25 protein-coding genes are annotated in these 26095 nt (G+C 70.3%); 10 read left to right on the top strand and 15 right to left on the bottom strand.

Annotation, left to right across the window (positions count from 1 at the left end; genetic code table 11):
- Positions 1-8 precede the first annotated feature (8 nt).
- Entirely contained in the window at positions 9-1832 is a 1824-nt protein-coding gene (gene argS / locus ABH926_RS32820; RefSeq protein WP_370369803.1) for an arginine--tRNA ligase, read from the top strand.
- Positions 1833-1882: 50 nt separating this feature from the next.
- Here argS and ABH926_RS32815 read toward each other — a convergent pair whose 3' ends face one another.
- From ABH926_RS32815 to ABH926_RS32800, 4 genes are all read right to left on the bottom strand, one after another.
- Positions 1883-2317, bottom strand: a complete 435-nt coding sequence (locus ABH926_RS32815) for a DUF3224 domain-containing protein (protein WP_370369802.1) — start codon at positions 2315-2317, stop codon at positions 1883-1885.
- 336 nt (positions 2318-2653) lie between these two features.
- Positions 2654-3376 (bottom strand): HAD family hydrolase, encoded by a 723-nt coding sequence (locus ABH926_RS32810; RefSeq protein ID WP_370369800.1) that lies wholly within the window; start codon positions 3374-3376, stop codon positions 2654-2656.
- A gap of 70 nt (positions 3377-3446) precedes the next feature.
- Positions 3447-4184 carry an ABC transporter permease gene (locus tag ABH926_RS32805; protein ID WP_370369799.1) on the bottom strand — a complete coding sequence of 246 codons (738 nt, stop codon included), beginning with the start codon at positions 4182-4184 and terminating at the stop codon, positions 3447-3449.
- The gene (locus tag ABH926_RS32800; protein ID WP_370369798.1) at positions 4181-4900 is read right to left on the bottom strand and encodes an ABC transporter ATP-binding protein; all 720 of its coding nucleotides are present in this window, start codon (positions 4898-4900) and stop codon (positions 4181-4183) included. Before ABH926_RS32800 ends, ABH926_RS32805 begins: the two co-directional genes overlap by 4 nt.
- A gap of 483 nt (positions 4901-5383) precedes the next feature.
- Between ABH926_RS32800 and ABH926_RS32795 the strand changes: the two genes are divergently transcribed.
- Positions 5384-6361, top strand: a complete 978-nt coding sequence (locus ABH926_RS32795) for a family 16 glycosylhydrolase (protein ID WP_370369797.1) — start codon at positions 5384-5386, stop codon at positions 6359-6361.
- A gap of 7 nt (positions 6362-6368) precedes the next feature.
- On the opposite strand, the gene ABH926_RS32790 is transcribed toward ABH926_RS32795, so the two are convergent.
- From ABH926_RS32790 to ABH926_RS32775, 4 genes are all read right to left on the bottom strand, one after another.
- Positions 6369-6974 carry a hypothetical protein gene (locus tag ABH926_RS32790; RefSeq protein ID WP_370369796.1) on the bottom strand — a complete coding sequence of 202 codons (606 nt, stop codon included), beginning with the start codon at positions 6972-6974 and terminating at the stop codon, positions 6369-6371.
- Positions 6975-7112: 138 nt separating this feature from the next.
- Complete coding sequence (locus tag ABH926_RS32785) at positions 7113-8141, bottom strand: hypothetical protein (protein ID WP_370369795.1); 1029 nt, start codon at positions 8139-8141, stop codon at positions 7113-7115.
- A 7-nt stretch (positions 8142-8148) separates the two neighbouring features.
- The gene (locus ABH926_RS32780) at positions 8149-8658 is read right to left on the bottom strand and encodes a SigE family RNA polymerase sigma factor (RefSeq protein ID WP_370369794.1); all 510 of its coding nucleotides are present in this window, start codon (positions 8656-8658) and stop codon (positions 8149-8151) included.
- A gap of 341 nt (positions 8659-8999) precedes the next feature.
- Positions 9000-9683: a TetR/AcrR family transcriptional regulator gene (locus ABH926_RS32775; RefSeq protein WP_370369793.1), complete on the bottom strand. Its 684-nt coding sequence runs from the start codon at positions 9681-9683 to the stop codon at positions 9000-9002.
- A gap of 73 nt (positions 9684-9756) precedes the next feature.
- On the opposite strand from ABH926_RS32775, the gene ABH926_RS32770 reads away from it, so the two are divergent.
- Both ABH926_RS32770 and ABH926_RS32765 read left to right on the top strand, forming a co-directional pair.
- Positions 9757-11235: an MFS transporter gene (locus ABH926_RS32770; protein WP_370369792.1), complete on the top strand. Its 1479-nt coding sequence runs from the start codon at positions 9757-9759 to the stop codon at positions 11233-11235.
- Positions 11236-11435: 200 nt separating this feature from the next.
- Positions 11436-11960: an NUDIX hydrolase gene (locus ABH926_RS32765; protein ID WP_370369791.1), complete on the top strand. Its 525-nt coding sequence runs from the start codon at positions 11436-11438 to the stop codon at positions 11958-11960.
- A gap of 33 nt (positions 11961-11993) precedes the next feature.
- Here ABH926_RS32765 and ABH926_RS32760 read toward each other — a convergent pair whose 3' ends face one another.
- Together ABH926_RS32760 and ABH926_RS32755 are read right to left on the bottom strand one after the other, a co-directional pair.
- Entirely contained in the window at positions 11994-12578 is a 585-nt protein-coding gene (locus ABH926_RS32760; protein WP_370369790.1) for a TetR family transcriptional regulator, read from the bottom strand.
- A 126-nt stretch (positions 12579-12704) separates the two neighbouring features.
- Entirely contained in the window at positions 12705-13313 is a 609-nt protein-coding gene (locus tag ABH926_RS32755) for a hypothetical protein (RefSeq protein ID WP_370369789.1), read from the bottom strand.
- A 61-nt stretch (positions 13314-13374) separates the two neighbouring features.
- Here ABH926_RS32755 and ABH926_RS32750 point away from each other — a divergent pair, with 61 nt between their 5' ends.
- Positions 13375-14145, top strand: a complete 771-nt coding sequence (locus ABH926_RS32750) for an aspartate/glutamate racemase family protein (protein WP_370369788.1) — start codon at positions 13375-13377, stop codon at positions 14143-14145.
- Here ABH926_RS32750 and ABH926_RS32745 read toward each other — a convergent pair.
- On the bottom strand, positions 14129-15295 hold the full coding sequence (locus ABH926_RS32745) for an aminotransferase class V-fold PLP-dependent enzyme (protein ID WP_370369787.1): 1167 nt from the start codon (positions 15293-15295) through the stop codon (positions 14129-14131). The two genes, ABH926_RS32750 and ABH926_RS32745, sit on opposite strands and share 17 nt — an antisense overlap.
- A 139-nt stretch (positions 15296-15434) precedes the next feature.
- On the opposite strand from ABH926_RS32745, the gene ABH926_RS32740 reads away from it, so the two are divergent.
- Positions 15435-16985 (top strand): SPFH domain-containing protein, encoded by a 1551-nt coding sequence (locus ABH926_RS32740; protein WP_370369786.1) that lies wholly within the window; start codon positions 15435-15437, stop codon positions 16983-16985.
- 226 nt (positions 16986-17211) lie between these two features.
- A complete protein-coding gene (locus ABH926_RS32735) occupies positions 17212-17973 on the top strand; it encodes a class I SAM-dependent methyltransferase (protein ID WP_370369785.1) in 762 nt (253 codons plus the stop codon).
- Between the two features lie 9 nt (positions 17974-17982).
- Here ABH926_RS32735 and ABH926_RS32730 read toward each other — a convergent pair whose 3' ends face one another.
- From ABH926_RS32730 to ABH926_RS32720, 3 genes are all read right to left on the bottom strand, one after another.
- Positions 17983-18681, bottom strand: coding sequence for a L,D-transpeptidase family protein (locus ABH926_RS32730; RefSeq protein ID WP_370369784.1), 699 nt, complete (start codon positions 18679-18681; stop codon positions 17983-17985).
- Positions 18674-19225: a SigE family RNA polymerase sigma factor gene (locus ABH926_RS32725; RefSeq protein ID WP_370369783.1), complete on the bottom strand. Its 552-nt coding sequence runs from the start codon at positions 19223-19225 to the stop codon at positions 18674-18676. Before ABH926_RS32725 ends, ABH926_RS32730 begins: the two co-directional genes overlap by 8 nt.
- Before the next feature lie 82 nt (positions 19226-19307).
- Positions 19308-20936 carry a glycosyltransferase family 39 protein gene (locus tag ABH926_RS32720; RefSeq protein WP_370369782.1) on the bottom strand — a complete coding sequence of 543 codons (1629 nt, stop codon included), beginning with the start codon at positions 20934-20936 and terminating at the stop codon, positions 19308-19310.
- A gap of 251 nt (positions 20937-21187) precedes the next feature.
- Between ABH926_RS32720 and ABH926_RS32715 the strand changes: the two genes are divergently transcribed.
- A complete protein-coding gene (locus tag ABH926_RS32715) occupies positions 21188-21922 on the top strand; it encodes a hypothetical protein (RefSeq protein WP_370369781.1) in 735 nt (244 codons plus the stop codon).
- A gap of 425 nt (positions 21923-22347) precedes the next feature.
- Here the strand turns inward: ABH926_RS32715 and ABH926_RS32710 are convergent, their stop codons facing one another.
- The gene (locus tag ABH926_RS32710; RefSeq protein ID WP_370369780.1) at positions 22348-23496 is read right to left on the bottom strand and encodes a hypothetical protein; all 1149 of its coding nucleotides are present in this window, start codon (positions 23494-23496) and stop codon (positions 22348-22350) included.
- A gap of 187 nt (positions 23497-23683) precedes the next feature.
- Here ABH926_RS32710 and ABH926_RS32705 point away from each other — a divergent pair, with 187 nt between their 5' ends.
- The gene (locus tag ABH926_RS32705) at positions 23684-24949 is read left to right on the top strand and encodes an MFS transporter (RefSeq protein ID WP_370369779.1); all 1266 of its coding nucleotides are present in this window, start codon (positions 23684-23686) and stop codon (positions 24947-24949) included.
- A 9-nt stretch (positions 24950-24958) separates the two neighbouring features.
- Positions 24959-26053, top strand: coding sequence for a serine hydrolase domain-containing protein (locus ABH926_RS32700; protein WP_370369778.1), 1095 nt, complete (start codon positions 24959-24961; stop codon positions 26051-26053).
- The last annotated feature ends 42 nt before the right edge of the window (positions 26054-26095 follow it).

Here is a 26095-nt window from a genome sequence, read left to right as displayed (position 1 = left end):
GGAAACCCATGGCCAAGGCACTGTCGGAGATCCTGGCGGACGACGTCCGCGCCGCGCTGACCGCGGTGCTGGGGGACGCGGCGCGCGACGCCGACCCGCTGATCCGCCCCTCCGACCACGCCGACTTCCAGGCCAACGGGGTGCTGCCGCTGGCCAAGGCCGTGAAGGGCAACCCGCGCGAACTCGCCACGAAGGTCGCCGCCGCACTGGCCCCGGCCGGCGCGGCTGGCGTGGACAGCGCGGATGCCTCCGGCCAGCCCGCGGCCGCCCCGCACGTCCCGACCTCCGGCGTGATCGCCGCCGTCGAGGTCGCCGGCCCCGGCTTCCTCAACCTCACCCTCACCGACGCCGCCCTGGCCGGCCAGGCCGCCGAGCGCCTCGGCGACCCGCGCCTGGGCGTGGCGCCCACCGCGGTCGGGCAGACCACCGTCATCGACTACTCCCAGCCGAACATCGCCAAGGAGATGCACGTCGGCCACCTGCGCTCGACCGTCATCGGCGACGCGCTGGTCCGCATGCTGGAGTTCGACGGCCGCACCGTGGTGCGCCAGAACCACCTCGGCGACTGGGGCACCCAGTTCGGCATGCTCATCCAGTACCTGGTCGAGCACCCCGAGGCCCGCCCGGCCGAGGCCGAGCACTCCGGTCAGGCCGCCATCTCCTGGCTGACCGCCCTGTACCGCGACGCCCGGGCGCACTTCGAGGCCGACGCCCAGTTCGCCGACCGGGCCCGCAAGCGCGTGGTGACCCTGCAGGGCGGCGACGAGGAGTCGCTGGCGGCCTGGCGCGAGATGGTCGCGGAGTCCAAGCGCTACTTCGAGGACGTCTACTCCCGCCTGGACGTGCGCCTGGTCGACGCCGACGCGGTCGGCGAGAGCTTCTACAACCCCTACCTCGCCGAGGTCGCCGCCGACCTGGAACAGCGGGGCGTGGCGGTGTGGAGCGAGGGCGCGCTGTGCGTGTTCTTCGACGACATCAAGGGCCCCGACGGCGACCCGGTCCCGCTGATCGTGCGCAAGAGCGACGGCGGCTTCGGCTACGCCGCCACCGACCTGGCCGCGATCCGCTACCGCGTCGACACCCTGAAGGCCGACCAGATCCTCTACGTCGTCGACAGCCGCCAGGCACTGCACTTCCGCATGGTGTTCGAGACCGCACGCCGCGCCGGCTACCTGCCCGAAGGCGTCGAGGCGGTCCACGTGCAGTTCGGCTCGGTCCTGGGGACCGACGGCAAGCCGTTCAAGACCCGCGCCGGCAAGACCATCCGCCTCATCGAACTGCTCGACAGCGCCGTCGACCACGCCGTGGCCACCGTCCAGGAGAAGAATCCGGACCTGGACGCCGACGCCGCGCGCACCGAGGCGAAGATCGTCGGCATCGGCGCGGTGAAGTACGCGGACCTGTCGACCTCCCGCACCAAGGACTACGTCTTCGACCTGGACCGTATGGTCTCCCTGCACGGGAACACCAGCGTCTACCTGCAATACGCGCACGCCCGGATCCACTCGATCCTGCGCAAGCTGCCCGCGGGCACCGCCGCCCGCGTGCACCCGGACCTGGAACTGGAGCCGGCCGAGCGCAAGCTGGCACTGCACCTGGACGACCTCGGGGCGACGCTGGCCACGGTCACGGAGAACTTCGAGCCGCACCGCCTGGCGTCGTACCTGTACGCGCTGGCGCAGACGTTCTCGGACTTCTACGAGAACTGCCCGGTCCTCAAGGCACCGACCGACGCGGTGCGGGAGAACCGCGCCGCGCTGGTGCGGCTGACCGGCGAGACGCTGAAGCTGGGGCTGGCGCTGCTGGGGATCGCCGCGCCGGAGCAGCTGTGAGCGGCACGGATCAGCCCTCGATGACGCCGATCAGCCCTCGGTGGTGTTGATCAGCCTTCGGCGGCGCCGACCTGTCCGGGGCTGATGGCGTAGTCGAACCAGATGCGGTGCGTACCATCCGCGTCGATCTCGATGCTGCCGGTACCGGTGATGCCCGCCAGCTCACCGGTACCGCTGCCGGGCACGATCAGGAAGTACTCGTCCGAGCGGTCCGCCCCGGCCGTCGTCGCGGAGTGCACGAAGTTGAAGGTGCCGCCACGCCCGTCGAACGTCCCGGCGAACGACTCCAACGCCAGGTAGGTGCCCGTACCCCGCTCCTGGTCATACGCCGAGGTGAACAACGTGGCCGAACGCCCCGCGATCCCACCCTCGAACGCCTTCTCCATGGTCGCGACCCCCGTCGGGGTGCCCGTCACGATGTCCAGCGACGGCTCGACGGCGGCCGGCGCGAACGACGTCACACTGAACGTTCCCTCGGTTCTCATGGGCACGACGGTAGCGGTCAGACTTCCCGGTCAGGGCCTTGGTGGCCCGTCGCGGGCTATCAGCTCATCCAGGGTGACGAATCCTTGAAAGTTGTGCGCACTGTATCGATCAAGAACGTCGGCCAGTTCGCGGTAGACATGCTCAGTCGAACGGGTGTTGCTCGGTCTGCGTCCAGCCGGTCGTCGCGACGATGCGATCGATCCATCTTCGATCCCTGGCGCGAGTCTGCCTGCCGGTTCTGACAGCCCGAATACTCCGCATCCACGGCCCGGAACGTCAGCTCTCGTGTTAGCTCCGGTCTTAGTTCCGGTGTTACCTCTAGTGCTAACTCGGGGTCACGCGCTGCGGCCGGCTGCCTCCGTCGCCCGCCCGATCGCCGTCAGCACCCCCGCGGTATCGCCGAGGTCGGCGATCACCACCTCGGCGCCGGCGTCGCGCAGATCCGCGGCCGCCGTGGTCCCACTGGCGACGGCGACCACCGCGGCACCGTGCGCCAGAGCGGCTTCGACATCGCGCACGGTGTCTCCCAGGATCACCGTCTGCGCCGCATCGTAGACCCGCCCGTACCGGGCCTCGGCCCGCCGCCAGGCATGCGGGATCAGAGCGTTGCGTTCGACTTCGTCATCGCCGTAGGCACCGATTGCGAAGTCGATCCATGAGTGCAGATCGAAGGCCCGCAGCTTCATCTCCGCGACCGTGCGGAAGTTCCCCGTCAGCACCGACTGCCGGGCGCCGGGCTCACCGCCGAGCGCCTCCAACGCGGCCCGGGCCCCGGTCAGGGCGTAGCCGCGGGCCTTGATGGCCTCGGCGCGCGCGAGCAGCGACCGCTCGAGGTTCGCCAGGAACAACGTGAGCAGCGCCGGGTCCGGCTCGATGTCGTGCATGCGCAGGACGCGCGCGGCCATGGCACGCTCGGTGAGACCGTTGAACGTCATGTCGCCGCGCCACGGGCTGCCGATGGTCTCCAGCACCGCCTCGGAGTACGCCTCGGTGCCCACACCGTCGGTCTTGATCAGCGTCTGGTCGATATCCCACAGCACCAGCAGTGCCCCGCCCACGCCCGGCTCCTTCGCATCGTGTCTGTCGCGGTGTCGCGCGCGGCGCCACCCACAGTGTCCGCCGCCCAGCTCACTCCGTCCGTCGACGAAGCGTCACGGCACCCAGCGCCAGCGCGAGCACCCCGGCACCGGCGATGATAGCCATGTCGGCGATCACCGCGCCGGACACCGCCGACTGCTTCGTGATCTTGTCCATGGCGTCCACCGCGTACGACAACGGCATCACGTCCGACACCCACCGCAGCACCGGCTGCATCTGATCGCGCGGCGTGAACAGCCCGCACAGCAGCAACTGCGGCAGCACGAACGCCGGCAGGAACTGCACCGCCTGGAACTCGGTCCGCGCGAACGCGCTCGTGAACAGCCCCAACGCCGTCCCCAGCAGCGCGTCGAACACCGCCACCAGCACCACCGCCCACGCGGGCCCGGCCACCGACAGCCCCAGCGGCCCGATGGTCAGCGCCGACACCAGCAGCGCCTGCACCAGTGCCACCGCCCCGAACGCCAACGCGTAGCCGCCCAGCAGGTCGCCCTTGGCCAGCGGCATCGTCAACAGCCGCTCCAGCGTCCCGCCGGTCCGCTCCCGCAGCATCCCCACGGAGGTCACCAGGAACATGACGATGAACGGGAAGATGCCCAGCAACGCGGCGCCGATCGACTGGAAGACATGCGGCGAGGAATCGAACACCCACTTCAGCAACGTGATCAGAACGCACGGCACGACCAGCATCAACGCGATCGTCCGCGGATCGTGCAGCAACTGCTCCAGAACCCGCCGCGCCGTCGCGGTAGTACGTCGCACGCTCATGACGCCGCCCCCACCAACCGCAGGAACGCACCCTCGACATCGCCGGCCCCGGTCCGGGCCAGCAACCCCTCCGGCGTGTCGGAGGCCAGGATGCGCCCCTCGCGCATGAGCAACAACCGGGTACACCGCGACGCCTCGTCCATGACATGACTGGAGATCAGGAACGTCACCGGATCATCACCGGCCGCCAGCCGATGGAACAACCCCCACAACTCGGCCCGCAACACCGGATCCAGCCCCACCGTCGGCTCATCGAGCACCAGCACCTTCGGCGTCCCCAACAACGCGGCCGCCAGCGACACCCGCGCCCGCTGCCCGCCGGACAGGCGATCGGCGCGCGCCTTCTCCTTGCCCGCCAGCCCCACCGCCGCGATCACCCGTTCGGGATCCTCACGCGGCGCCCCGAGCACCGCCGCGAAGTACCGCAGGTTCTCCATCACCGACAGATCCCCGTACACCGACGGGGCCTGAGTCACGTAGCCGATGCGGTCGCGCAGCACCGGGCTGCCGGCGGGGGAGCCCAGCACCTGCACGGTGCCGCCGGCCACCTTCTGCACGCCGACCACGGAACGCAGCAGCGTCGTCTTGCCGCACCCGGACGGCCCCAGCAGCCCGGTGACCGACCCGGTTTCCACCTGGGCGCTCACGTCGTGGAGCACCACCTGCCCGCCCCGGACAACGCGCAGGTCGCGGACGTCGACGGCGTAATTCATCATGTGGTGAGTTTCCGTCGGGGAGCGGGGGGTGTCAAGGAGGGGCGTCAGGGATCTGAGGGCTTGGCCGCTGCCGCTGCCGTGCTTAGTCGCACTCCGTCGCGCCCCGCCGCGCCGAATTGCCCGAATCATTCTTTTTGCGATGCTCGCACCGCCGAGTCATCGCTTTCCGTAGGCACGCCGTCGCGCGAATAAGGCATCGTCATCGCGCATCCGGACGCCGCCTTGACAGCGATATCAACCATGTTATGGTTTCGATGCCTCTCCTGGGAATGTCCGGGAAATACCGGGCCGCCGATCGCGATCGGGGCCCTTCAGCTCGGCGACTTTTCGTCGCCGCATCACCGAGGCAGGGCCGGTCGCCCCATGGCGACGAGGCTTTCCGGGGACGCCGACCGCAGCGGTCGAGCGTCCTTTTTGTATAAAAATGTTGATTCGCCCGAGAGGGGCTAGTCCATGCGGGCTGTCCGCCGCCATCCGATACTCGTGACCACCACCGCCGTGGCCCTCGTGGGCCTGGCCGCCACGACCGCCTCGGCCTCGCCGTGGCACCACTCGCGGTACGAGGCCGCCGGGAGCGCGCGGCACCACCCGCCGGCACCTTCGTCGTCGCCAAGCTCCACCCCGACCGCGCCGCCCACACAACCCGCACAGCCCTCGTCGTCCGCGTCCTCCTCCGTGCCGTCGACGCCCGCGGCCCCGTCGACGAGCACGACGAGCACGACGAGCACGACCTCCGCTCCGGCTCCCAGCTCCTCGAGCACGACCAGCGCGCCGGCGTCCGCCGGGCCCCTGGGCATCTCCGGCAGCTGGCGCAACGTCTTCAGCGACTCCTTCGCCAACGACTCGGCCCTGGACACCACCAAGTGGTCCACCGGCTGGAACGCCTCGGGCATCACGCGGCCGCCGAACTGGTCCGAGGACGACTGCTACGACCCGGCGCAGGTCTCGGTGACCGGCGGCACGCTCAACCTCACGGCGATCCAGAAGGCCGTGAACTGCGGGCAGGCCAAGGACTACACCTCGGGCCTGGTCAACACCAACGGCAAGTTCAACTTCACCTACGGCGCCATGGAGGCCCGGATCTACCTCCCGGCCGGGTCCGACGGCAAGATCGCGAACTGGCCGGCGTTCTGGGCCGACGGCCAGAACTGGCCGACCGACGGCGAGACCGACGTGATGGAAGGCCTGACCGGCGACGCCTGCTACCACTTCCACTCGACCGCCGGCGGCCCCGGCGGCTGCGCCAGCGGCAACTACACCGGCTGGCACACCTACGGCGCCGACTGGGAGCCGGGTTCGGTGACGTACTACTACGACGGCGTCAAGGTCGGCCAGATCACCACCGGTATCACCTCCGTGCCGCAGTACCTGATCCTCAACAACGCCGTCGGCGGCTACGGCGGCACCACCCTGGCCCCGTCGACCATGAAGGTCGACTACGTCAAGGTGTGGCAGCACTGATCTGGTCCTAGTACGAGGACGACCGCCCACCGAACCACCGTCCGAGCTCGACCATGGTCCTCGACCCGTCGATCGGCGTGGGCGTGCCCGGAAAGTACTCCGAGCTCCGCAGCAGGGGGATGGTGGGCGCGTCGACCTCGAGGAGGTAGCGCCGGTAGTGGAGCCCGGCGGCGTCCGCGAGCCCGATGAGGCGCGGCTCGTCGAACCCGTCCACCGGGATGTCGGCGACCTGCTCGGCCCGTTCGTTGAGGAACAACAACCAGAACGCGTACTCCGGACTCGCGACCGCCGCGATCTGCGCGACCTGCCTGGATCCGCCCCGTCCTCGAACGAAGCCGAAGCCGGGGCGGCGCTCGGGATCGCCGCGGAACTCCGGCAGCACGCCGCCGGCCCGCGGCGTCCACGAATCCACGTGGCCGCTCGAGGACATCACGGTCAGCAACTCGCCGTTCCACCCGATGCCTCTGCGACTGGCGATCTTGCTGTTACGGGGGTGCGGTTCGGTCGCCGGAACGTAGGCAGTCCTGCTGGTCGCAGTACCTCCGTCGTATGAGTACTGGACGAAGGCGAAGCGCGGGGAGTACAGGTCCCGCTCCGCCTGCAAGCTGCTCACCGTCGATGGACGGCCAGGGTGTTTGGCCACATCCGTCAGCACATCGCCGAACAGGCTGTTGCCGCCCTTACCGCCATCGTCTTTGGACCTCCGCCATCGCATTCGACCACGGTAGGGCGCGACGGATTATCAGACCACTCATCGGGAGGCGTCCGTCGGAATCGAACCCGTGGCGCTGGGAGCAGGTCGGTTCCCCGGGTTCGCCGTCATCCGCCGGTCGGCACCGTCGTAGAGCCAGATCTCGTCGAAGCTGCTGGTGAGGACCGGCTTGGTCTGCTCCGGGGCGCCGGGATACGTCGGTGGCGCGGCCGGCGGGTTCGAGCTCGGATACACCAGCGGCGTGCTCGGCAGCCAGAAGACCCAGCCGGGCTTCATGCCGGGCACCGTATAGAAGGTTTCGAGCCTGTACTCGCGGACGACCTCGCTGCCGCCCTTCGACAGATCGGGACCGACGTACATGTCCGTCACTCGGTCCTCGACCCGCACCGGGAGGTCGGAGCCGGCCATGACGCCGGCGGTGGGCACCATGAGGTTGCCGCCGCCGATGGTCTGCACGGCGAACAACGACGTGAAGTACTTGTCCGTGGGGGTGTGTCCGGCGCACGGCACCTGCTCGCCGCTGGTCGATGTTGTCGTCGACGCAGTCGTCGGCGTCGGCGGCGCGGAGACCGTCATCCGGCAGAACACGGCCTTACCGCCCTTGTCACCATTGCCCAGCGGGCTGTCGCACTCGACGAACGCCGACGTCGACATGTCCGGCTTGCCGAAAGGCGTGATGGCGTGGGGCGCGTACCGGCAGACCGAGTCGGTGGTCATCCAGTAGAACGCCCCGTCGATGTCCCCGGGAACCGTGATCTCCTGACCAGCCCGTACCTGCTTCACCGGGGAGTGAGTACCGGGCGCGAGCGGGTCCGGCGCACTGCCCGTCGTACTGGGGGAGACCCCCGGATCGACCACTGTCTCGCCGCCCGAGCCCGACGGCGTGCTCAACAGCACGAGCGCCGAGGCCCCCACGAGCGCTGCGATGCCCAGGCCGCCGACCGCAGTCCTGGCCCGGCTCCGGACCCTGCGCCGCCGCGCGCCGACGACGACCTTCTCGGCGTTGATCCGGGACGGAGTGTAGGCGTAGCCGTGCATGGCTTCGCGCAGCGAATCGTCGAAGTTCACAGCCGGCCTACCTTTCCCGCCCGGTGAGGGACTCATCAAAGCCCGGGAACGCGCGCAGCCGCGTCATGGCCCGGGACAGGGTGCTCTTCACGGTGCCCGACGCGATGCCGGTCTCGGCCGCGATCGCCGCGACGTCCAGATCGGAGTAGAAGCGCAGGACCACGACCGCGCGCTCGCGCGCCGTCAACGTCGCCAGCGCCCGGCGCAGCAGGTCGCTCTGCGCCAGCCGCACGGCGTGGTCGTCGCTGACCCCGGTGTCCGGGGGCCGCTCGCTGAGCACCTCCCGGTCCCGGCGTCGCCGCCACCAGTTCCGGTACTGATTGACGATGATCTGCCGGACGTAGGCATGCGGATCCTCGACCTGGGCCTTGGGCCAGCGGATGTAAGCCCGCTCCAGGGACTCCTGCACCAGGTCCGCGGCCCGGTGCGGGTCGCCGGTGAGGAGCTCCGCGAAGCGTGTCAGACGATTGACGCTGCCTGCCACGAACTCGGAGAAGCCCGCGTCTGACCGATCCACATGCGCCTTCCTGCCGGCCGTGCTGATGCTGGGGATGCTCACGTATAGGTGACACGGCACAGGCGCGCAACGTTCTGTGCGTAGCCGAATTGCTTCGGAACCAGTGCCGCGCTCGCGATACTGACGGAGTTCCGGCCGGCGACACCACCGAGGAGCTCCCTACATCGCCGGCGAGGGGACCCGGATCTTCGACGGGGTCCCGAAGTCTTACCAGCTGGAACTCATCTCGCACACGGCCTCCGCAGACGGGAGCATCGAGCTGCGATACCGACGAGCGCGCTGACCGGCGCCAAGCCCGGCTCAAAGCCCTGCAAGCCCAAGCCCCGCAATCCCCGCAAGCCCTACAACACGTCCGCCAGCCCCCGCGCCAACTGCTCGTACACCTGCTCCGACCGCGCGGCGGCGCGCGCCAGCAGCTCGTCCTTGCCCATCCCCGCCGCCAGGTCCCCCTGGTACTGCACCTGCGCCGCCTGCACGGCGCCGGCGATCTGCGCCGCCGCGACCTCCAGCACAAAGGGGTCGGTCTGCGGGTAGCGCTCGACCATCAGCTCGACGAGCAGGTTCTGCCGTTCGTACATGAACCCCACCGAGCGCGTCCACAGCGTCGGGTTCTCCCGCAGCAGCCTTGAGAACGTCCGAGACCGCTCCACCTGCTTGGGCGACTGGACGTAGTACTCGTACATCTCCTGCTGCCATTCCTTCACCGCGGCCAGCACGCCGACCTGCGGGGCCCGCGAGCGCAACGCGGTGCTCAGCCGGTCGTTGGCCACGTGCCGCAGCTCGTAGACCAGGTCCTCCTTCGAGGCGTAGTGCGTGAACACCGTGGCCGGGGCGACGTCGGCGGCGCGGGCGATCTCGGCCATCGTGACGTGGTCGTAGCCGCGCTCGGCGAACAGGGTCATCGCCGCCTCGTGGATCGCCATGCGGGTGCGCTGCTTCTTGCGCTCGCGCAGGCCCAGCTGCGGGGGGTCGCTTTGCGGCGTGTCGGGCGCGCTGTGCTCGCGTGCTCCTGCTCCGGTCTCCATGGAACAAATAATAGCTGGACTTCGTCTATCATTAGAGTCACTCTAAGATTAAACACACTCCGGGGAGGGTCCCTTGTCTTCGACCGACCAGATAGCCGACGCGCCGCCGTCCTCAGCGGCCGACGTCGTGCCGGGCCCGCGCCTGATCGGCCGGCGCGTCGGCAACAAGACGGCGCTGCTGGTCATCGCCTGTGTCGCCCAGTTCATGGTGGTGCTGGACGTCAGCATCGTGAACGTCGCGCTGCCGGCCATGCGCGGCGCGCTGGACCTGTCGCCCACCGGCGTGCAGTGGGTCGTCAACGCCTACGCGCTCGGCTTCGCCGGGCTGCTGTTGTTCGGCGGGCGCGCCGCCGACCTGTTCGGCGCCAAGCCGGTGTTCCTCACCGGCCTGATCGGCTTCACCGCCGCGAGCCTGGCCGGCGGCATGGCCGACACCGGCAGCCTGCTCATCGCGGCCCGCTCGGTGCAGGGCCTGGCCGGCGCCGTGCTCGCCCCGGCGACCATGACGCTGATCATGACCACCTTCACCGACCCGCGCGAGCGGACCAAGGCCCTGGGCGCGTGGAGCGCGACCATGGCGGCCGGCGGCGCGATGGGCGCCGTCGTCGGCGGCATGCTCACGCAGTGGGTGAGCTGGCGCTGGGTGCTGTTCGTGAACGTGCCGATCGGCGCGGTGCTGATCCTGGCCGCCGTGCCGCTGATCGCCCGGACCCGGGGCCGCGGCGCCACGCTGCGCACCCTGGACCTGCCCGGCGCGATCACCGTCACCCTCGGTCTGACCGGGATCGTCTACGGCGTGGTCACCACTGACACGCACAGCTGGGGCTCGGCCGCGGTGCTCGCCCCGATGGTCGCCGGCGCGGTGTTGCTGGCGCTGTTCGTCCTGCTGGAGGCCCGCAGTAAGCACGCGCTGGTGCCGCTGCGGGTGTTCCGGAACCGCTCGCTGGCCGTGGCCGACGTCGCCGCGCTGCTGATCGGCGCCGGCATGTTCGCCATGTGGTTCTACGTCAGCCTCTACCTGCAGCAGGTGCTCGGGTTCGACGCGCTGCAGGCCGGGTTCGCCTTCGTGCCCGGCTCGGCGATGATCGTGCTGGGGACCATGCTGGCCACCCGGGCACTGCCGAAGATCGGCACCCGTCCGCTGCTGCTGGTCGGCCCGCTGGTCGCCGCGATCGGCCTGGCCTGGCTCTCACGCTTCCCGGCCGACGGCTCCTACACCGCCGACGTCCTGGGCCCGCTGATGCTGCTCACCTTCGGCATGGGCCTGGCCATGACACCGCTGGCGGTCGCCGGCACCGCCGGCATGCCCCGGCACGAGGCGGGCCTGGCCTCCGGCCTGATCAACACCTCCCGCCAGGTCGGCGGCGCCATCGGCCTGGCCGCCCTGTCGACGATCTCCGCGCACGTCGCCGCCGGCCACGGCGGCAGCCCCAAGGCCGCGCTGGCCGCCGGCTTCGGCGGCGCGATGATCGGCGCGGCGATCTCGCTGGCCGCCGCCGGCGCGGTGGCAGCGCTGCTGCCGCGGCGGGGGAGCGCGCCGGCCAAGGCGTAGGCGGAAGCCGACCACGGCACGACACGAGGCGAGGAGACCCGCCCCGACCCGACCCGGACAACGGCGCGATGCGGACCTGAAAAACGGTTCGCATTGCGCCGTAACGGTTTCAGGCCACGGTATTAACTCCCGGCGGAGTACCGATCGGTGCGTCCGCTACAACCCGCCCCGGTGTCAGTAGCGGTCTATAGCCTGTCGCGATGATCCGTAGCCCGTTCGAACAACGTCCGCTCGACGCCGCCGTCGCCGACGCCGAGAACGCGACGCTGGAGTTCGACCACGCCAGGGCCTGGTTCGGCGCCGCACTGGTCGGCACCGTAGAACCGCTGGGCGCCGAGGTGTGGGTCCTGGACCCGGCCCTGGAACAGATCGTGCTGGTCAGGAACCCAGTACGCGGGCTGGTCCCACCCGGTGGCAAGGTCGAACCCGGAGAGTGCCCGCGCGACGGCGCGGCCCGGGAACTCGCCGAGGAGACCGGGCTGCGGCCGCAGTTGCTGGAGACCCCCGCCGCCGTGGCGGTGCGATCGTTCCACCCCGATTTGCCGGTGACGCTGTCCCTGTCCTACGCCGCCATCGGCGACCCGGAACAACCGCTGATCCCAGAGCCCGGACAGCCCGCGATCTGGATGCGGCTCGACCAGAACTGGGACAGCTGCTTCCCCGACGACGTGCTACGCATCCGACAATACGTAAAGCTCCTGAGATCAGGTTCCAACGCCTGGTAAGCGGCCGCACCTCGTTCTACGACCTGGCACACCTCAGCCCAAGAACCGCTGCAAAGCCGGCGCCAACAACGCCACCAACTCCTCAGAACCCAGCGAAGCCACCGGCTCCACCCCGATCACATACCGCGCCACCGCCAGCCCGATGATCTGCGCCAACGCCATCTCCACCCGCGCCTCGGCATCGGGCCCACCGACCCGCGCCGCCAACGGCACCACCAGCCGCGGCCGGGCGAACCCGCGCACCAGGGCCGCCATGTCCTCGTTCGAAGCGATCGTCCGCAACACCGCCAACAACCGCTCCCGCGCCTGCGGCACCTCCCACAACCCCACCACGAACCGCGCCAGCCGCTCACCGATCCCCGCCGGATCCCCAGCCACCTGCTCCAGCACCACCGCCGGATCCACCGGGAACTCCAACGCCGCGACGAACACCCGCTCCTTCGACCCGAAGTAGTGGTGCACCAGCGCCGAATCCACCCCGGCGGCCCGCGCGATCCCCCGCACCGTCGCCTTCTCATAGCCCCGCGAAGCGAACTCGGCGCGCGCCGCGTCCAGGATCTGGCCGCGGGTGTCGGCCGACCCGGGCCGGCGACCCGGGCGCTTGGCGGGGGCGGTCATGATTCTCACAGTAGCCGCCGGCGGCCGGCCGACGGTCACACCGCATCCCACCACCGGATGTCGGGCAGCTCCGAGGTCCCCCGAGGCGCCTCCCACCCGACGTCGGCCACGCCCCAGACCGCAGCCCTACACCACCGGTGCCAGCACGTCATAAAGCAGCGCCCGGAACGCCGACGCATCACGCAGCAGGTTCCCGCTCACCGCCAGCCCGCCGTCGGCCAACGGCCAGAACATCCGCCCGGCCACCGGCAGCACCGTGATATCGAGTTCGAACTCCCGCGCCTGGCGCCCCAACTCGCTCTCCAACTGCCGCACCACCGCGGCCGGCTCCCGGGACGCCGACGTCGGCGCCCCGCTGCCGCGCGAGGCCATCAGACGGAAATCGGCCGACCACCGAGCCGCCTCCAGGAACCCCGCCTCGACCAGCTTCTTCAGCTCCGGGGAACGGACCAACAGCTCGAAGCCGGGCGGGCCGAACGTCTTCAAGGCGAACCAATCCTCCAACCGGCCCTCCCACAACCCCAGCCACAACCCGGTCCACTGCGCCGTGGCACGAGGCCCGGCCAGCGCAGCCAACCTCTTGTCCACCTCCACCGGCGGATCCAACGGCGGGATCTCCGGATCCAGATCCGGTGACATGCCCGACGCGTCGCGCAGCCACAAAGCCATCGTCATCGTCTGCCGGTCGCCCACAGCGATCCGCCAGCCGGCGCCCCTCTCCCGTCGCAGCCGCACCCCTCTAGCATCGCCGAGGACGCACCAGAGCGGAACGCCTCGCGCGGGGGACAATGCTGCGATGCAGACGAACCACCGCCACCTCGGCATCCTCGCGCACTCCGCCGAAGGCGCCGCGCTGTCGTTCCAGACATTCTGCCGCGAAGGCTTCGCCCGCCTCGGCCCCCACGCGCACCCGGACGTCACCCTCGACCTGATTCCGCTGTCCCGCTCCATGCCGTACTGGGAAGCCGGGGACTACCACGCCGTGCGCGCCATCCTGCGCGAAAGCGCCCAACGCCTGGCCGCCGCCGGAGCCGACTTCTTCATCTGCCCCGACAACACCGCCCACCTGGCCTTCGAACTCGACGGCGACCCCTACCCGATCCCCGGCCTGCACATCGCCGAGGTCGTCGCCGACGAGGCCGCCGCCCGCGGCCACCGCAAAGTCGGCATCCTCGGCACCCGCTTCACCATGGAAGGGCCCGTATACCCCCGAGCCATGGCCGCCCGCGGCATCACCGCAGCCGCCCCCGACGCCGCCGACCGCGCGACCGTCGACACGATCATCTTCGACGAACTCGTCAACGGCATCTTCACCGACCGCGCCCGCACCGCCTACCAGCGCGTCATCGACCATCTCGCGGCCGAAGGCTGCGACGCCGTCGCCCTGGTCTGCACCGAGATCCCGCTGCTGATCACCCCCGAGACCTCGCCGCTGCCCACCCTGGACTCCACCCGGCTGCAGGCGCGCGCCGCCCTGGACGTGGCGATCGGGGCGCGCGCCCTGCCGACGTGGTTCGGCGGTCCGGTCGGCCCCGACCAACCCGTCGTTCTTACAACACGGACCTGATCCCCGCGGCCAGCCTGTCGTACTCCGACGGGGCGTTGTAAACGTTCGCGCTCACCCGCAGCAGCGTCATCCCGTTCCACTTCGGCACCGACACCTCCACACCGAGCCGATCGGAGATCTCCGCCTGCAGGTCGCGCGGATCGTCGTACGGCACCGGCAGCGGCACCAGCCGCATCGACACCCCCGCATCCCCCGGCAGCGTCGCCGGATCGACATCCAGCGCCGAGGCCAGCGCCGTTTGCCCGTACTCGGCGAGCTTCACGTTGTGCTCCCGCACCCGCTGCGGGCCCAGCGCACGCAGGAACGCTATGCCGTTCGGCGCGCACAGCCGCGAGGTGGCGTCGTGGGTGCCGATCTCCTGCAGGTTCAGCGGGAACTCCTCGTCCTGCCCCCACGACACGATCGGGTTGCGCAGCGCCGGCCGCCACTTCGGCGCCGCCCAGAACGCCCCGGCCGAACGCGGCGCGTAACCCCACTTGTGCAGGTTCCCGCCCCAGAAGTCCGGGTTCAGCGCGGCCAGGTCGATCGGCACCATGCCGGGGGCGTGCGCGGCGTCGACGATGACGATCACGCCGCGTTCCTGTAGGGCAGGCACCAGTTCCTCGACCGGGAACCGGCGCGCCGTGGAGGAGGTGATGTGGTCGATCAGCGCCACCTTCGTGCGCGGTGTCACCGCCGCCAGCACGGCCTGCGCGATCTCGGCGGCGTCGGCGGCCAGCGGTATCCGCGCGGTCACCACGCTCGCCCCGGCCTCCCGGGCCCGGCGCTCGACCGCCCAGGTGGCGGTCGGGTAGCCGTGGTCGGTGACCAGGAACTCGTCCCCGGCGGCCAGCGGGACCGAGTCCACGGCGATGGTGGTGGCCGTGGTGACGTTCGTGACCAGCGCGACCGTGTCGCCGGCCGGGGCGCCGAGGAACTCCGCGACGGCACGGCCGGCCGTGGCCATCCCCGGGGCCAGCTCCCGGCGGAAGAACCGGGTCGCGTTCGCGTCCATCCGCGCCCGCCACTGTCGCTGGGCGAGCATCACGGTGCGCGGGGGGTTGCCGAAGCCGCCGTGGTTCAGGTAGGCGTGGCCGGCCTGGAGGGTGTCGAACAGGGCATGGACCTCGGTCCAGTCGTCGCCCCACAGGGGGTTGTCGGGGGTTTCCATGCCTGATGATCATAACTGTCGGCCCGGACCCGGCCCAAGGGCCACTTCCGGGGCTTTGGCCCTGCCCGATTCCCCCTCCGACTGTCGTCGAGCCCTGCTACGGTTCCGTCACCATTGCGACTATCCAGGGGGTGACATCGTGGCGGACCAAGGCCGCAACACCTATCTCGACGATGTCTTGGCCAATCAAGAACGTCTGGAATCCGATCTGCGCTCCAAGGGCTACGCCGGTTCGAACACCGGCGTTCAGCGCTCGGAGAAGATGGACAAGCGGGAGCGAGCGGCGGCCAAGCCGACGCCGCCGTCGGTGTCGTCGGGGCCGTACCCGCCGCCGCAGGCCCCCGCGGGGATGCCCGAACCGATGCCCCCGGCCGCTTCGATGCCCGCCCCGGCTCTGGCCCCGGCCCCGGGCGGGGGCGGCCCGGGCCGCCCCCGCGCCGCACGCCTGGAACGTTTCGCCGCCGAGGCCGACGCCGGACGCGGCATCGGACCGGCGCCGGCCAACAGCGTCGAGGTCCGCGTCACCGGCATCGGCCGTTTCAAGACCGTGCTGGTGCCGCCGAACGCGTTCGTGGTCCACACCCGCCGCGGCGAGAGCAAGCCCCGGCACATCGGCCTGGGCGTCTCCTTCCGCTACCGGCCGGCCACCGACTCGTTCCTGGTCGTGCCCGGCGCCATGCAGACCATCTTGATGAACGCGTTCTGCATCTGCAGCGAGCTGCAGGGCATCCTGGTCCAGGCCTACGTGCAGTGGATCATCGAGGACTTCGGCACCGCCTACCGCAAACTGGACTTCTCCGACCCGGAGGACCCGATGCGGCTGGTGAACCTGCAACTGTGCGAGCAGGCCGAGGCGGCGATCAAGGACAAGGTCGCCACCATGAGCGTGCACGAGGTGCTCTCCGACCGGCAGCCCATCATCGAGGAGCTCACGGCCCGGCTGCGCGGCGTCGCCGAGGGCGCCGGCCAGGCCGAGGACGGCCTGGGCCTGCGGATCGTCACCGTCCAGATCAAGGAGGCGGTGGTCAGCTCCAAGACGCTGTGGGAGAACCTGCAAAAGCCGTTCCGCTCCGAGCAGGGGCGCCTGGCCGCGCTGGCGGAACTGGCCGCCGACAGCGTCATCACCGACAGCCGCATGGCCGAGAGCCGCAAGCAGGAGACCCGCCGCCTGTCCGACGAGCGCGAACTGTCCGAGCTGCGGGCCCTGAACGCCGCACGCGAGTTCGACCGCGACAGCAGCGAACAAGCACGCCGCGACGAACAGTCGCAGACGAACGCCCGCAAAGCCGCCGACGAGGCACACCGCACCCGCCTGCACACCCTCGCCCTGGAACGCGACCGCCACGAACAGGAAAGCGTGATGGCACGCCTGCGACTGGAGGAGGAACAAGAACTGAGCCGGATGCGGCTGGAGGCCGAACTCGCCGCCACCCGAGCCCGGCACGCCGCCGACCACGACCGGCTGCTGATGGAACTGGAACGAGAGCGGGTACGGGCGGAGATCGCCAACGCGCGCTCGGCCGCCGCGTTGCAGGCCGAGCTGATCGGGCGGCTGCCGCAGATCGTGGAGAACCTGCCGACGCCCTCGGAGTACAAGGCGGTGACGGTCGGCGGAACCGACGCCGGAACACTCGCGGGCATCGTCGCGCAGGTATCGGCGGTGCTCGGTGCGATGAAGAACGAGGAGTAGGCCTTCGCTCACCGATGGCGGACGCCGTTGTCCCGGGCCTGCCGGCGTCCGCCAAATCCATTTCTGCCCGACAGCCTCGGGCTGGCACAGTGCCGGGGTGAACGAGCATGCACATCAGCCATCTGAATCATCGCCGAGCACTGAAGCATCACCGAGCCCTGAAGCACCGCCGAGCATTGAAGCGTCGCCGAGCGCTGACACGGCGCGAACGCGCGAGGCCCGCCGGATGTCCTTCAACACCGACGCCACCACCTACCGCCGCGGTCGGCCGCCCTACCCCGACGCCGTCTTCGACCTCCTGACCGACCGCTGCGGACTACGCCCGGGCGCCCGCGTACTGGAGATCGGCGCCGGCAGCGGCCTGGCCACCGGAACCCTGCTCGCCGCCGGAGCGCACGTGGTCGCCGTCGAACCCGGCGCCGACCTGGCCGCGATCCTGTTCGCCGAACACGCCGGCGACCACCTCGAGGTCATCGTCTCCGACTTCGAATCCGCCGACCTTCCCGGCGGATTCGACCTCGCCGTCGCCGCGACCGCCCTGCACTGGCTCGACCCCGACACCTCGACCGGGAAGATCGGCCGACAGGTCCGCCCCGGCGGCCATCTGGCCGCCTGGTGGAACGAGTTCGGCGACGTCAACCGCCCCACCGTCTTCCGCGACCGCCTCGACGAGGTCTACCACGACCTGCTGCCCGCCGAACCCGGCTACCGCGCCAGCCGCTCCCACGTGCTGGACACCGACCGGTGGCGTGCGCAGCTGACCGCCGGCGGCTTCTTCGAGGACGTCCAGGTCGAGATCATCGAATGGCAGCAGAGGCTGACCCCGCAGACGGCGCGCGACCTGTGGTCGACGTTCCCGAACATCATCGAACTCGCACCGGCGGCCCACACCGAGTTCCTGGACCGGCTCGGCGGGATCATCGACGACCTCGGCGGGAGCGTTGAGGATCCGCGGCTGACGGTGGTGTACACGGCCCGGCGGGCATAGCCGACGGACTTAGCCTGCGGCGTCGCCGACCTGGATCGTGTCACCGACGGCCAGCCGGCCGTAGAGCCAGGTCGCGTCGTCGGGGCTGAGCGCGATCTCGCCGCGGGTGGCGTTGTCCTTGCCGAAGTGCGGTTGATCCCAGGGCGAGGCGTAGATGCCCGGCGCGTTCGGACCGAGGTCGATGTAGGAGTAGACGATCAGGCTGTAGTTGTCCGGGCCGATCGGGGCGGTGACCTTCTCCGACGGCTTCTTGTCCACGACGGTGAAGGTCCCGGTCGGAGTCGGATGCTGAGGCGAGCCGGCCGAGATCCCCAGGGTCTTGATCTTCTTGCCCTGCGCATCGAGGACGGTCAGCGTGTGCCGGGCCAGGTCCACGCTGGCTGCCAGCGCCCGCGTCGGCGCCTGCGTTGGCGCGGGCACGGGCGCCGACGTTTTGGTCGGCGTCGCGCCGGCAGCCGAGGTCCGAACGTCGGACACCGTAGGCGAGCCCCCCATGTTCGGCCGGGACGCCCCGCCCGAGGGCCGCAACGTCAGCCCGGCGGTCCCGGCGATAGCCAGAACGGCCACCGGCACCACCGCCATCGTCGCGGTGTGCCGCCTGCGCCGCTGGTCTCCCCGGGCCCGCACATCGGCCGGCGACCGGACCGCGGCTTCCTGCTCCAGCCGCGCCGCGCCCGCGGCCAGGCGCTCGTCGAGGTTCTCAGACATAGCTGTACTCCCCGCTTCCGTTGTCGAGTACTGCCTTCAGGGGCGAGGCCGCCGCCGGACTGTCGGCAGCCGGTTCGGCCAGAAGCACCGCCAGCGCGGCGCGCCCCCGGGAAAGCCGCGCCTTGATCGTCCCGGTCGGGGCCCCGACCTCGGCGGCGACCTGCTCGATCGTCAGCCCCGCGATGTGGAACAACACGATCGCCCGCCGCTGCGCCTCCGGGATCTGCCGCAGCGCCGCGATCAACGCCACCGAATCAGGGCTGTGGTCGGGCACGTTCCCGGGCGGCCCGTGCCGCCGGTGCGCGGCGACCCGCCGGACGGCCGACCGCCACGCCGACACCTTGATCCGATACGCGACGACCCGCACCCACGCGACGGGGTCGTCCATCTTCGACACGGAGTCCCAACGCTGCCAGGCACGCGCATAGGCTTCCTGGACGGCGTCCTCGGCCTCCGCGGCGTCCCCCAGCAATGCGATGATCTGCGCCGTCACTTTGCGCACCGTGCCGAGATAGAAGTCGTCGAAATCCCTCTCCGCTCCCACCGGTTCCCCTCACTGCCGCCGTCACCTGCTCGTCAACCCACCACGACGCCGGCCGTGGGATCCAGGTTGCATGCGTCTTCCACTAGTCCACGTGATGCAACTCCGGCCACAACTGCGCCCACGTCCCGCGCGGCCGGCGGCACAGGTAGATCGCGGCGTGCCGGTCGGTCTCGGCGTTCTTCAGACCGGCGGGGAAGGTGATCGGCGCGATTTCGGTGACCTGCTCCCAGAACCGGCTCAGGTACCCCGCCGGGAACTTGCCGACGCACAGCACCACGTCCGGCGTGCCGGCCGGCGGGCCCCAGTACACGTAGCTGTCGTGGCCGCTGTAGACGGGACGCCGCAGACCGGCGCCGGGGCCCAGGATGGTCAGCGCCCCGGCCTCCCCGAAGTCGCTGGTGAAGATCGGCACGCTCGCCGGCTGCGACGCGGCCGCGACGGCGACCTCACGCGTGAACTGCGGCCACCCGTAGGTCTCCATCAGCTCGGGGTTCACCGGAGTCAGCGCGGTGGCCGCGGCCGGGGGCAGGACCGGCAGGCCGATGACGGCGGCGACGAGGGCTGATATCGCGACCCCCCTCCCACCCCGCCCCAATCCGGGGGACAACCACCCTCGCGTCGATTGTCCCGCACCGTCAACCGCCGAACGAAGGCCCCGCCGCGGATACCACTGGATCGGAGCAGCGACCGCCCCGGCCGCGAACAGCGGCACCAGCAGCGGCGCCGGGTAGTAGACCTTGCCGCCGCCGCAGACGAACACCGCCGTCACCACCGCCGCCGTCGGGACCAGCCAGCGGTGCTCCCGCCCGGCCGGCGAACGCAGCCAGCGCAGGCCCAGCCACCACAGGCCGATCAACGGCGGTCCGGACAGCAGTAGCGGCAGTTCCGGGATCCGGGCCAGCGAGCCCAACGGCCCGCCCTGCTGCTGCGACAGCGCGCGGTCCATCGTCAGGTTCGGCCAGCCGTGCAGCGCGTCCCACACCACGTTCGGCGCCGCGAGCAGTACCGCCAGCGCCAGTGCGACCCACGGACCCGCCGTCCGTAGTACCTCCCGTCGATGTACCACCAGACCCACCGCGATACCGAGCACCAGAACCGCGATCGTGTTCTTGCCCTCGAACCCGAGCCCTGCGACCGCGCCAGACGCCGCCCACCAGCGCACCCGGTTCTCCCGCAGCGCCCGCGTCACCACCACGAACAACGCCGCCCACGCCACCTGGTCCAGCACCGTCGTCCCGAACAACATCGACGCCGCCACGAACACCGGACACGCCGCCACCGCCGCGGCCGCCAGCGTCTGCGCCGCGCGCCGTGCCCCGAACTGCGCCGCCAGCTCCCCGGTCAACACGATGCAGCCGAGCTGCGCCAGGATCGCCAGCAGCCGCACGCCGAACAGGCCGCCGTCCGCGTCCGCGAACCGGGCCAGCAACGGCGCCGCCGGCGGCTGGTCGACGTAGCCGAACGCCGGGTGCCGGCCGCAGATGACGTAGTAGAACTCGTCGTGGTGCCAGCCGTAGCGGGTCGCCACCGCCAGGTGGACCGCTCCGGCGACCGCCGCCACCAGTGCGATCGGCCGCCAGGCGACGCGGCCGGGACGAAGGACGGTAGCGCCGCCGTCCCCGCCCCCGTAGCTGGTAGCGCCGCCAACGCCGGCATAGCCGCCGGCCCCGACCGGCACAGGCTTCTGAGTCTCTTCCGTGCTCCCGTTCACAGCGACGCATCCCCCCTGTCATCGAACACTCCATCGCTCGGCAGCATAAGGTGACTGACTCAGTCAGTCAATCAAAGTTCGACGGCGAAATTACCTACATCCGCTCCCGCCCGGTCTGTCATCATCATGTCCACGCCATGGACCCGGCCGACCCGGCCGACCCGCCGTACGGACTGTCGGCACCCGTCCATAGGCTCTGCCTCAGCACACATCAGACTCACGACATGCCCTAGCGCATGGGGGGAACCATCATGGCCACCAAACTCAGCCAGATCATCGCCATCGAGAAAGGCGTCAAGAGCAAGTCCTACGCCGAACTCACCCAGGCCCACCACGACGTCCAGAAGCAGCCGCTGCTCACCGGACTGAGCCGCACCTACCAGCCCAAGGACGAGGACGGCGAGCAGCTCCCGCCGGAGTCCACCCGCGTCCAGGTCAAGGCCGAGGACGTGCTGCGCCAGATCGCCACCGGCCTGACCCGCCTGTTCGACGTCACCGCCACCAAGGACTGGGCGAACTGCGTGGCGCGCGCCGACGTCGTCGTGGAGGGCACCACCCTGCTGCGCGACGTGCCGGTGTCCTACCTGCTCTTCCTGGAGAAGCAGCTCGCCGACCTGAACACGTTCGTCAAGAAGCTGCCGATCCTCGACGCCGCCGAGTCCTGGTCAGCCGACCCGTCCACAGACTGGTACCGGACCGAGCCGGTGCGCACGCTGCGGACCAAGAAGGTGCCGCGCAACCACGTCAAGGCCGAGGCCACGGAGAAGCACCCGGCGCAGGTCGAGGTGTACTACGAGGACATCGCCGTCGGCTACTGGACGCAGACCAAGTTCTCCGGCGCACTTCCGGCGCAGCGGGTCAACGAACTCGTGGAGCGGGTGGAGAAGCTGAGCCAGGCGGTGAAGTTCGCCCGCGAGGAGGCGAACACCTTCGAGGTCACCGACCAGCGCGTGGGCGAGGCGGTATTCGGTTACCTCTTCGCGTGAGGTTTCGCTAGGATCGGCGGCGAGCGACCAAGCTTAATGTGACGCCTGAATTTCACGAACACTGTGACAGTGGGGGTTCGAATCCCTCCCTCCGCATAGCGTGCGGAGGTAGCCCAAGTAGGCAGAGGCAGCAGTGAGCAGTTTCAGACTCTCGCTCCAAGCTCAGTCCTCGCCGTCCATCGCCGGATCGACCGGAAGCGGGTCATACACCGAGGTTGCGGGTTCGAGCCCCGTTCCCCGCTCTCTCATGCGGGGATAGCTCAATAGGAAGAGCGCGGTGCCTCAGGCTTACCTGCTTTCTTAAACGCCATCGGCGTGCGCACCACGACGGCACCACACCTACCGTGTGGAGAGGCCCAGGGCGGGCAAAACCCTGGGCCTCGCCCCTTTTTCCGGCTCCCCAATCAGTTCTTAGTTCTCAGTCTTCAGTCCAAGGTGGGGCCTGTGTACTCCCGCCCTTCGGCCTCGGCCAGCTTGCGCCCGGCGTTGAGCTGGAACGGGCTGATGCCTGCGGCATCCCACGGCCCGACGCTGCCGGCCTGGACCGCTTCGGGGCTCTTGGGCGCCAGCAGCAACTCCTTGCGCAGCACCGCCACCGGCTTGTCGGCGACCGCGAACCAGTCGGTGGCCATGAAGTCGTTGCTGCCGGTGCACAGGGCCGCGCGCCGCAGCGCGTCGCCGAAGCGCACCGCCATCCCCGGCTGCGACAGGTGGCCGCGGTCGGCCTCGAACAGCCCGGCGCCCGAGGCCAGCGCGCCGGTCTCGAACAGGCTCACCACCATGGCCAGCAACGAGAACGCGTGCAGGTCGTCGTTGGCCCGGGCGATGAAGGCGAAGACCTCGATCTCTGATTCGACCCGGGTGCCGTAGTCGGCCAGGATGTGCACCCAGTCGTGCTGGGCCAGCAGCGGCGGGGCCGAGCCGGGGGAGCCGGGGAAGGAGAAGCCCCGGGTGCGGTAGAAGTCGTACACGCCCCGGCCGAGGGTCCCGGTCGGCAGGTCGCCGAGCGAGGCCCAGCGCGCGGCCAGCGCCGGATCGTTCTCCACCGGCGTCCAGGGGCCGGTCAGCGCGCCGTCGCCGACGTGCAGCTGCGCGGCGTGCTGGACGTCGAAGTCGTGCAGGTACCCGTTGCGGTCGAAGTCGATCGAGGCCAGGCGGCGTCCGGAGTCGGCGTGGCCGATCAGCACGTCCTCCAGGTCGTCGTGGACGGACAGTTCCGCGGCGAACTCCGCCACCCGGGCGGCCACCTGCGCCGGCAGCGGCGAGAGCACCAGCTCGGCGGTGACCATCGTCTGCACGACACGGCCCCGGAACGCCGCGTTGCGCCGGTGCAGGGCCTCGGCGAACTCCGTCGCGCTGTAAGGCTTTCCGGCCAGCTCGGCCTGCACCGCCAGCGGGTCGATGTCGAACCCGGTCAGCGAATGGAACATGGCGGCCAGCAGCGTCTGCTGCAGCCCGGTCAGCCCGCCCTCCGGCGCGACGGCGGATATGACGCCGCGCGCCACGCAGGCGACCTCGGAGGCGTCCGGCGGCAGCAGCAGGACGGTGTCGGCGTCGGGCAGGGGCACTGGCATGCGATGGCCTTCCAGACAGAGGCGGGGCGGGGCAGCCCATTGTCACCCGCCGTCGACGTCTGCGAGATGATCATCGGATTCCGACTGGTCACCGCAGTTCGCGGCCATTCCCTGAAATACCTTGCGGAGCCGATCGCGTTCTCCCTACGTTTGCGCCATTGGTCTAGACCTAGAGGGGTGGGGCGCCTTGACGACGGCGACCTGTGACGTCCGGCTGCCGCCCGCGCGGCCCCGCTTGTGGAACCGGGACTTCCGGCTGTACTTCACCGCGCGCCTGGTCTCGCTCCTGGGCGACTCCATGCTCCCGGTCGCGCTGCTGTACGGCGTCGTGAGCCTCGGCTACGGCACCACCGGCGTCGGGTTGGTACTGGCCGCGCAGGTGCTGCCGTTCGCAGCGTTCGTACTGTTCGGGGGAGTGCTCGCCGACCGGTTCACCCCGCAGCGGATGATGGTCGGCGCCGACGCCGCCCGGTTCGTACTCCAGGCGATCGCCGCGACCGCTTTTGCCACCGGCCATCCGGCGCTGTGGCTGCTGATGGGATTGTCAGGGCTGTCCGGGGTGGCGACCGCGGCGTTCCAGCCGGGGCTGGCCAGCGTCATCACGCAGGTCTCCGACGATCTACAACGGGCCAATGCCGTCACCCGCGTTGCCGAAGCCATGGCCACGCTCGGCGGGCCGGCGATCGCCGGGCTGCTGATCGCGGTCTCCGGGGTACCGGTGGTGCTGGCCGCGGACTCCGCGACGTTCGCGGTCAGCGGTGTCTGCCTGCTGATGCTGCGCCTGGCGCCGGTGGCCCGGGCCGCGAGCCAGGAGTCGACGTGGCGCAACCTGGTCGAGGGCTGGCACGAGTTCCGTGTTCGTACTTGGATGCCCTCGGTCATCCTGGCGTGGATCGTGCTGGGCATCACCGTGTGGGGCCCGATCCGGCCGCTGGCCACCATCTTGGTCACCGACCGCCACGGCGCCTCGGGGCTGGGCCTGATGTGGACGGCCTTCGGCGCCGGCGGCGTGCTCGGCGGGCTGGCGGGGGTGCGTTTCCGGCCCCGGCATCCGCTGCGCGCCGGCGCCGCCGGGCTGCTCGCCTGGTCGGCGTGGCCGCTGGCGTTGGCCGCCGGGCTGCCTCTGCCGCAGGTCTGTGTCGGTGCCGCCCTCGGAGGGGCGACCAGCGCGTTCTGGGGCGTGATGTGGTCCACCAGCGTGCAGACCCACGTGCCGGCCGCCGTGCTGAACCGCATCTCCGCCTACGAGATCGCCGGCTCGCTGATCGCTTTCCCGATCGGTCAGGCACTGGCCGGCCCGGTCAGCGACGCGGTCGGGACCAGCCGAGCCCTCTACGCTTCCGCCGCGATCCTGGTCGTGGTGCTGATCACGATGCTGTGTGTGCCGGCCATCCGGCACCTCGGGGCGCGCGCGGTCGAAAATCCTAACGTCTCGGACCATCTAGGGCGGTAGCGTCCGGCTATGGCTGACGTACAGGGCACGTACACGAAAGAGTTCTCCGCGGTCGCCGACGCGCTGTCCGAACTGCTCGACACGCAGGACCTCGGCGCCTCGGCGGCGGTGTTCGTCGACGGCGACCCGGTGGTCGACATCTGGGGCGGCTACGTCGACGCCGAGCGGTCGCTCCCGTGGGAGCACGACACGATCGTCAACGTCATGTCCACGACCAAACCGATGACGGCGTTGTGCGCGCTGATCCTCGCAGATCGAGGCCTGCTCGACCTTTCCGCTCCCGTTTCTACCTACTGGCCGGAGTTCGCGGCGGCCGGCAAGGAACACGTCCTGGTACGGCATCTGCTCTCGCACACCGCCGGGCTCCCGGACTGGCCGGGCCGGATGGTCGCCGAGGACTTGTACGACTGGAGCGCGGTCACCGAGCGCCTGGCGGCGATGCCGACGCAGTGGGAGCCCGGGACGGAGGCCGGCTACCACTCGGTCACGTTCGGGTTCCTCATCGGCGAGGTAGTACGACGGGTCAGCGGACGCAGCATCGGCGCATTCCTGGCCGAGGAGGTCGCCGGGCCCCTCGGCGCCGACTTCCACATCGGGCTCGCCGCCGAACACGACGCCCGCATCGCGCGGCTCTACCCACCGTCCTCACACGGGGACGACTTCAACTCCGCAGGTCCCGACTACGCCTCGACCGGCGGCATCCGGGTCAAGGACGCCAACACCGAGGCGTGGCGGCGTGCCGAGATCCCGGCGGCGAACGGTTTCGGCAACGCGCGCGGCATCGCGCTCATCCAGTCCGCCTTGAGCAACCGGGGTGTGGCATCGGGAGTGCGGTTGCTGTCCGAGCAGGGGTGCGAGCCGGCGTGGCAGCCGGAGTACTCCGGCCCGGACCGCATCCTGGGGCAGCCGACGACCTACGCGATGGGCTTCGGGGTCTACGGCGGCACGTTCGGGTGGGGCGGCTGGGGCGGGTCGCTGGTGATGAACGCCCACGCGTCTCGCATGAGCGTCGCCTACGCCATGAACCAGATGCTCGATCCGCGTGAGCAGGAGGACAGCCGCGGCTTGAAGATCATCGCGGCTGCCTACGAAGGGCTGCGCTGAGGCCAGCGACCTCGCGCTGAGGGCAGCCCGGGCTACGCGCCG

Source organism: Catenulispora sp. GP43 (genome assembly GCF_041260665.1).
Taxonomy (GTDB): Bacteria; Actinomycetota; Actinomycetes; order Streptomycetales; family Catenulisporaceae; genus Catenulispora.
The sequence above is the reverse complement of the archived record's forward strand: the minus strand, read 5'-3'. Positions and strand labels throughout refer to the sequence as shown.

Excerpts from the sequence above, each read along its gene's own strand:
- ABH926_RS32775 (WP_370369793.1), bottom strand. The coding sequence starts at position 9,683 with ATGGAGACCGGAGCAGGAGCACGCGAGCACAGCGCGCCCGACACGCCG.
- ABH926_RS32745 (WP_370369787.1), bottom strand. The coding sequence starts at position 15,295 with ATGGAAACCCCCGACAACCCCCTGTGGGGCGACGACTGGACCGAGGTC.
- ABH926_RS32700 (WP_370369778.1), top strand. The coding sequence starts at position 24,959 with ATGGCTGACGTACAGGGCACGTACACGAAAGAGTTCTCCGCGGTCGCC.
- ABH926_RS32815 (WP_370369802.1), bottom strand. The coding sequence starts at position 2,317 with ATGAGAACCGAGGGAACGTTCAGTGTGACGTCGTTCGCGCCGGCCGCC.
- ABH926_RS32760 (WP_370369790.1), bottom strand. The coding sequence starts at position 12,578 with ATGACCGCCCCCGCCAAGCGCCCGGGTCGCCGGCCCGGGTCGGCCGAC.
- ABH926_RS32750 (WP_370369788.1), top strand. The coding sequence starts at position 13,375 with ATGCAGACGAACCACCGCCACCTCGGCATCCTCGCGCACTCCGCCGAA.
- ABH926_RS32805 (WP_370369799.1), bottom strand. The coding sequence starts at position 4,184 with ATGAGCGTGCGACGTACTACCGCGACGGCGCGGCGGGTTCTGGAGCAG.
- ABH926_RS32730 (WP_370369784.1), bottom strand. The coding sequence starts at position 18,681 with ATGTCTGAGAACCTCGACGAGCGCCTGGCCGCGGGCGCGGCGCGGCTG.
- argS (WP_370369803.1), top strand. The coding sequence starts at position 9 with ATGGCCAAGGCACTGTCGGAGATCCTGGCGGACGACGTCCGCGCCGCG.
- ABH926_RS32710 (WP_370369780.1), bottom strand. The coding sequence starts at position 23,496 with ATGCCAGTGCCCCTGCCCGACGCCGACACCGTCCTGCTGCTGCCGCCG.
- ABH926_RS32735 (WP_370369785.1), top strand. The coding sequence starts at position 17,212 with ATGTCCTTCAACACCGACGCCACCACCTACCGCCGCGGTCGGCCGCCC.
- ABH926_RS32765 (WP_370369791.1), top strand. The coding sequence starts at position 11,436 with ATGATCCGTAGCCCGTTCGAACAACGTCCGCTCGACGCCGCCGTCGCC.
- ABH926_RS32800 (WP_370369798.1), bottom strand. The coding sequence starts at position 4,900 with ATGATGAATTACGCCGTCGACGTCCGCGACCTGCGCGTTGTCCGGGGC.
- ABH926_RS32715 (WP_370369781.1), top strand. The coding sequence starts at position 21,188 with ATGGCCACCAAACTCAGCCAGATCATCGCCATCGAGAAAGGCGTCAAG.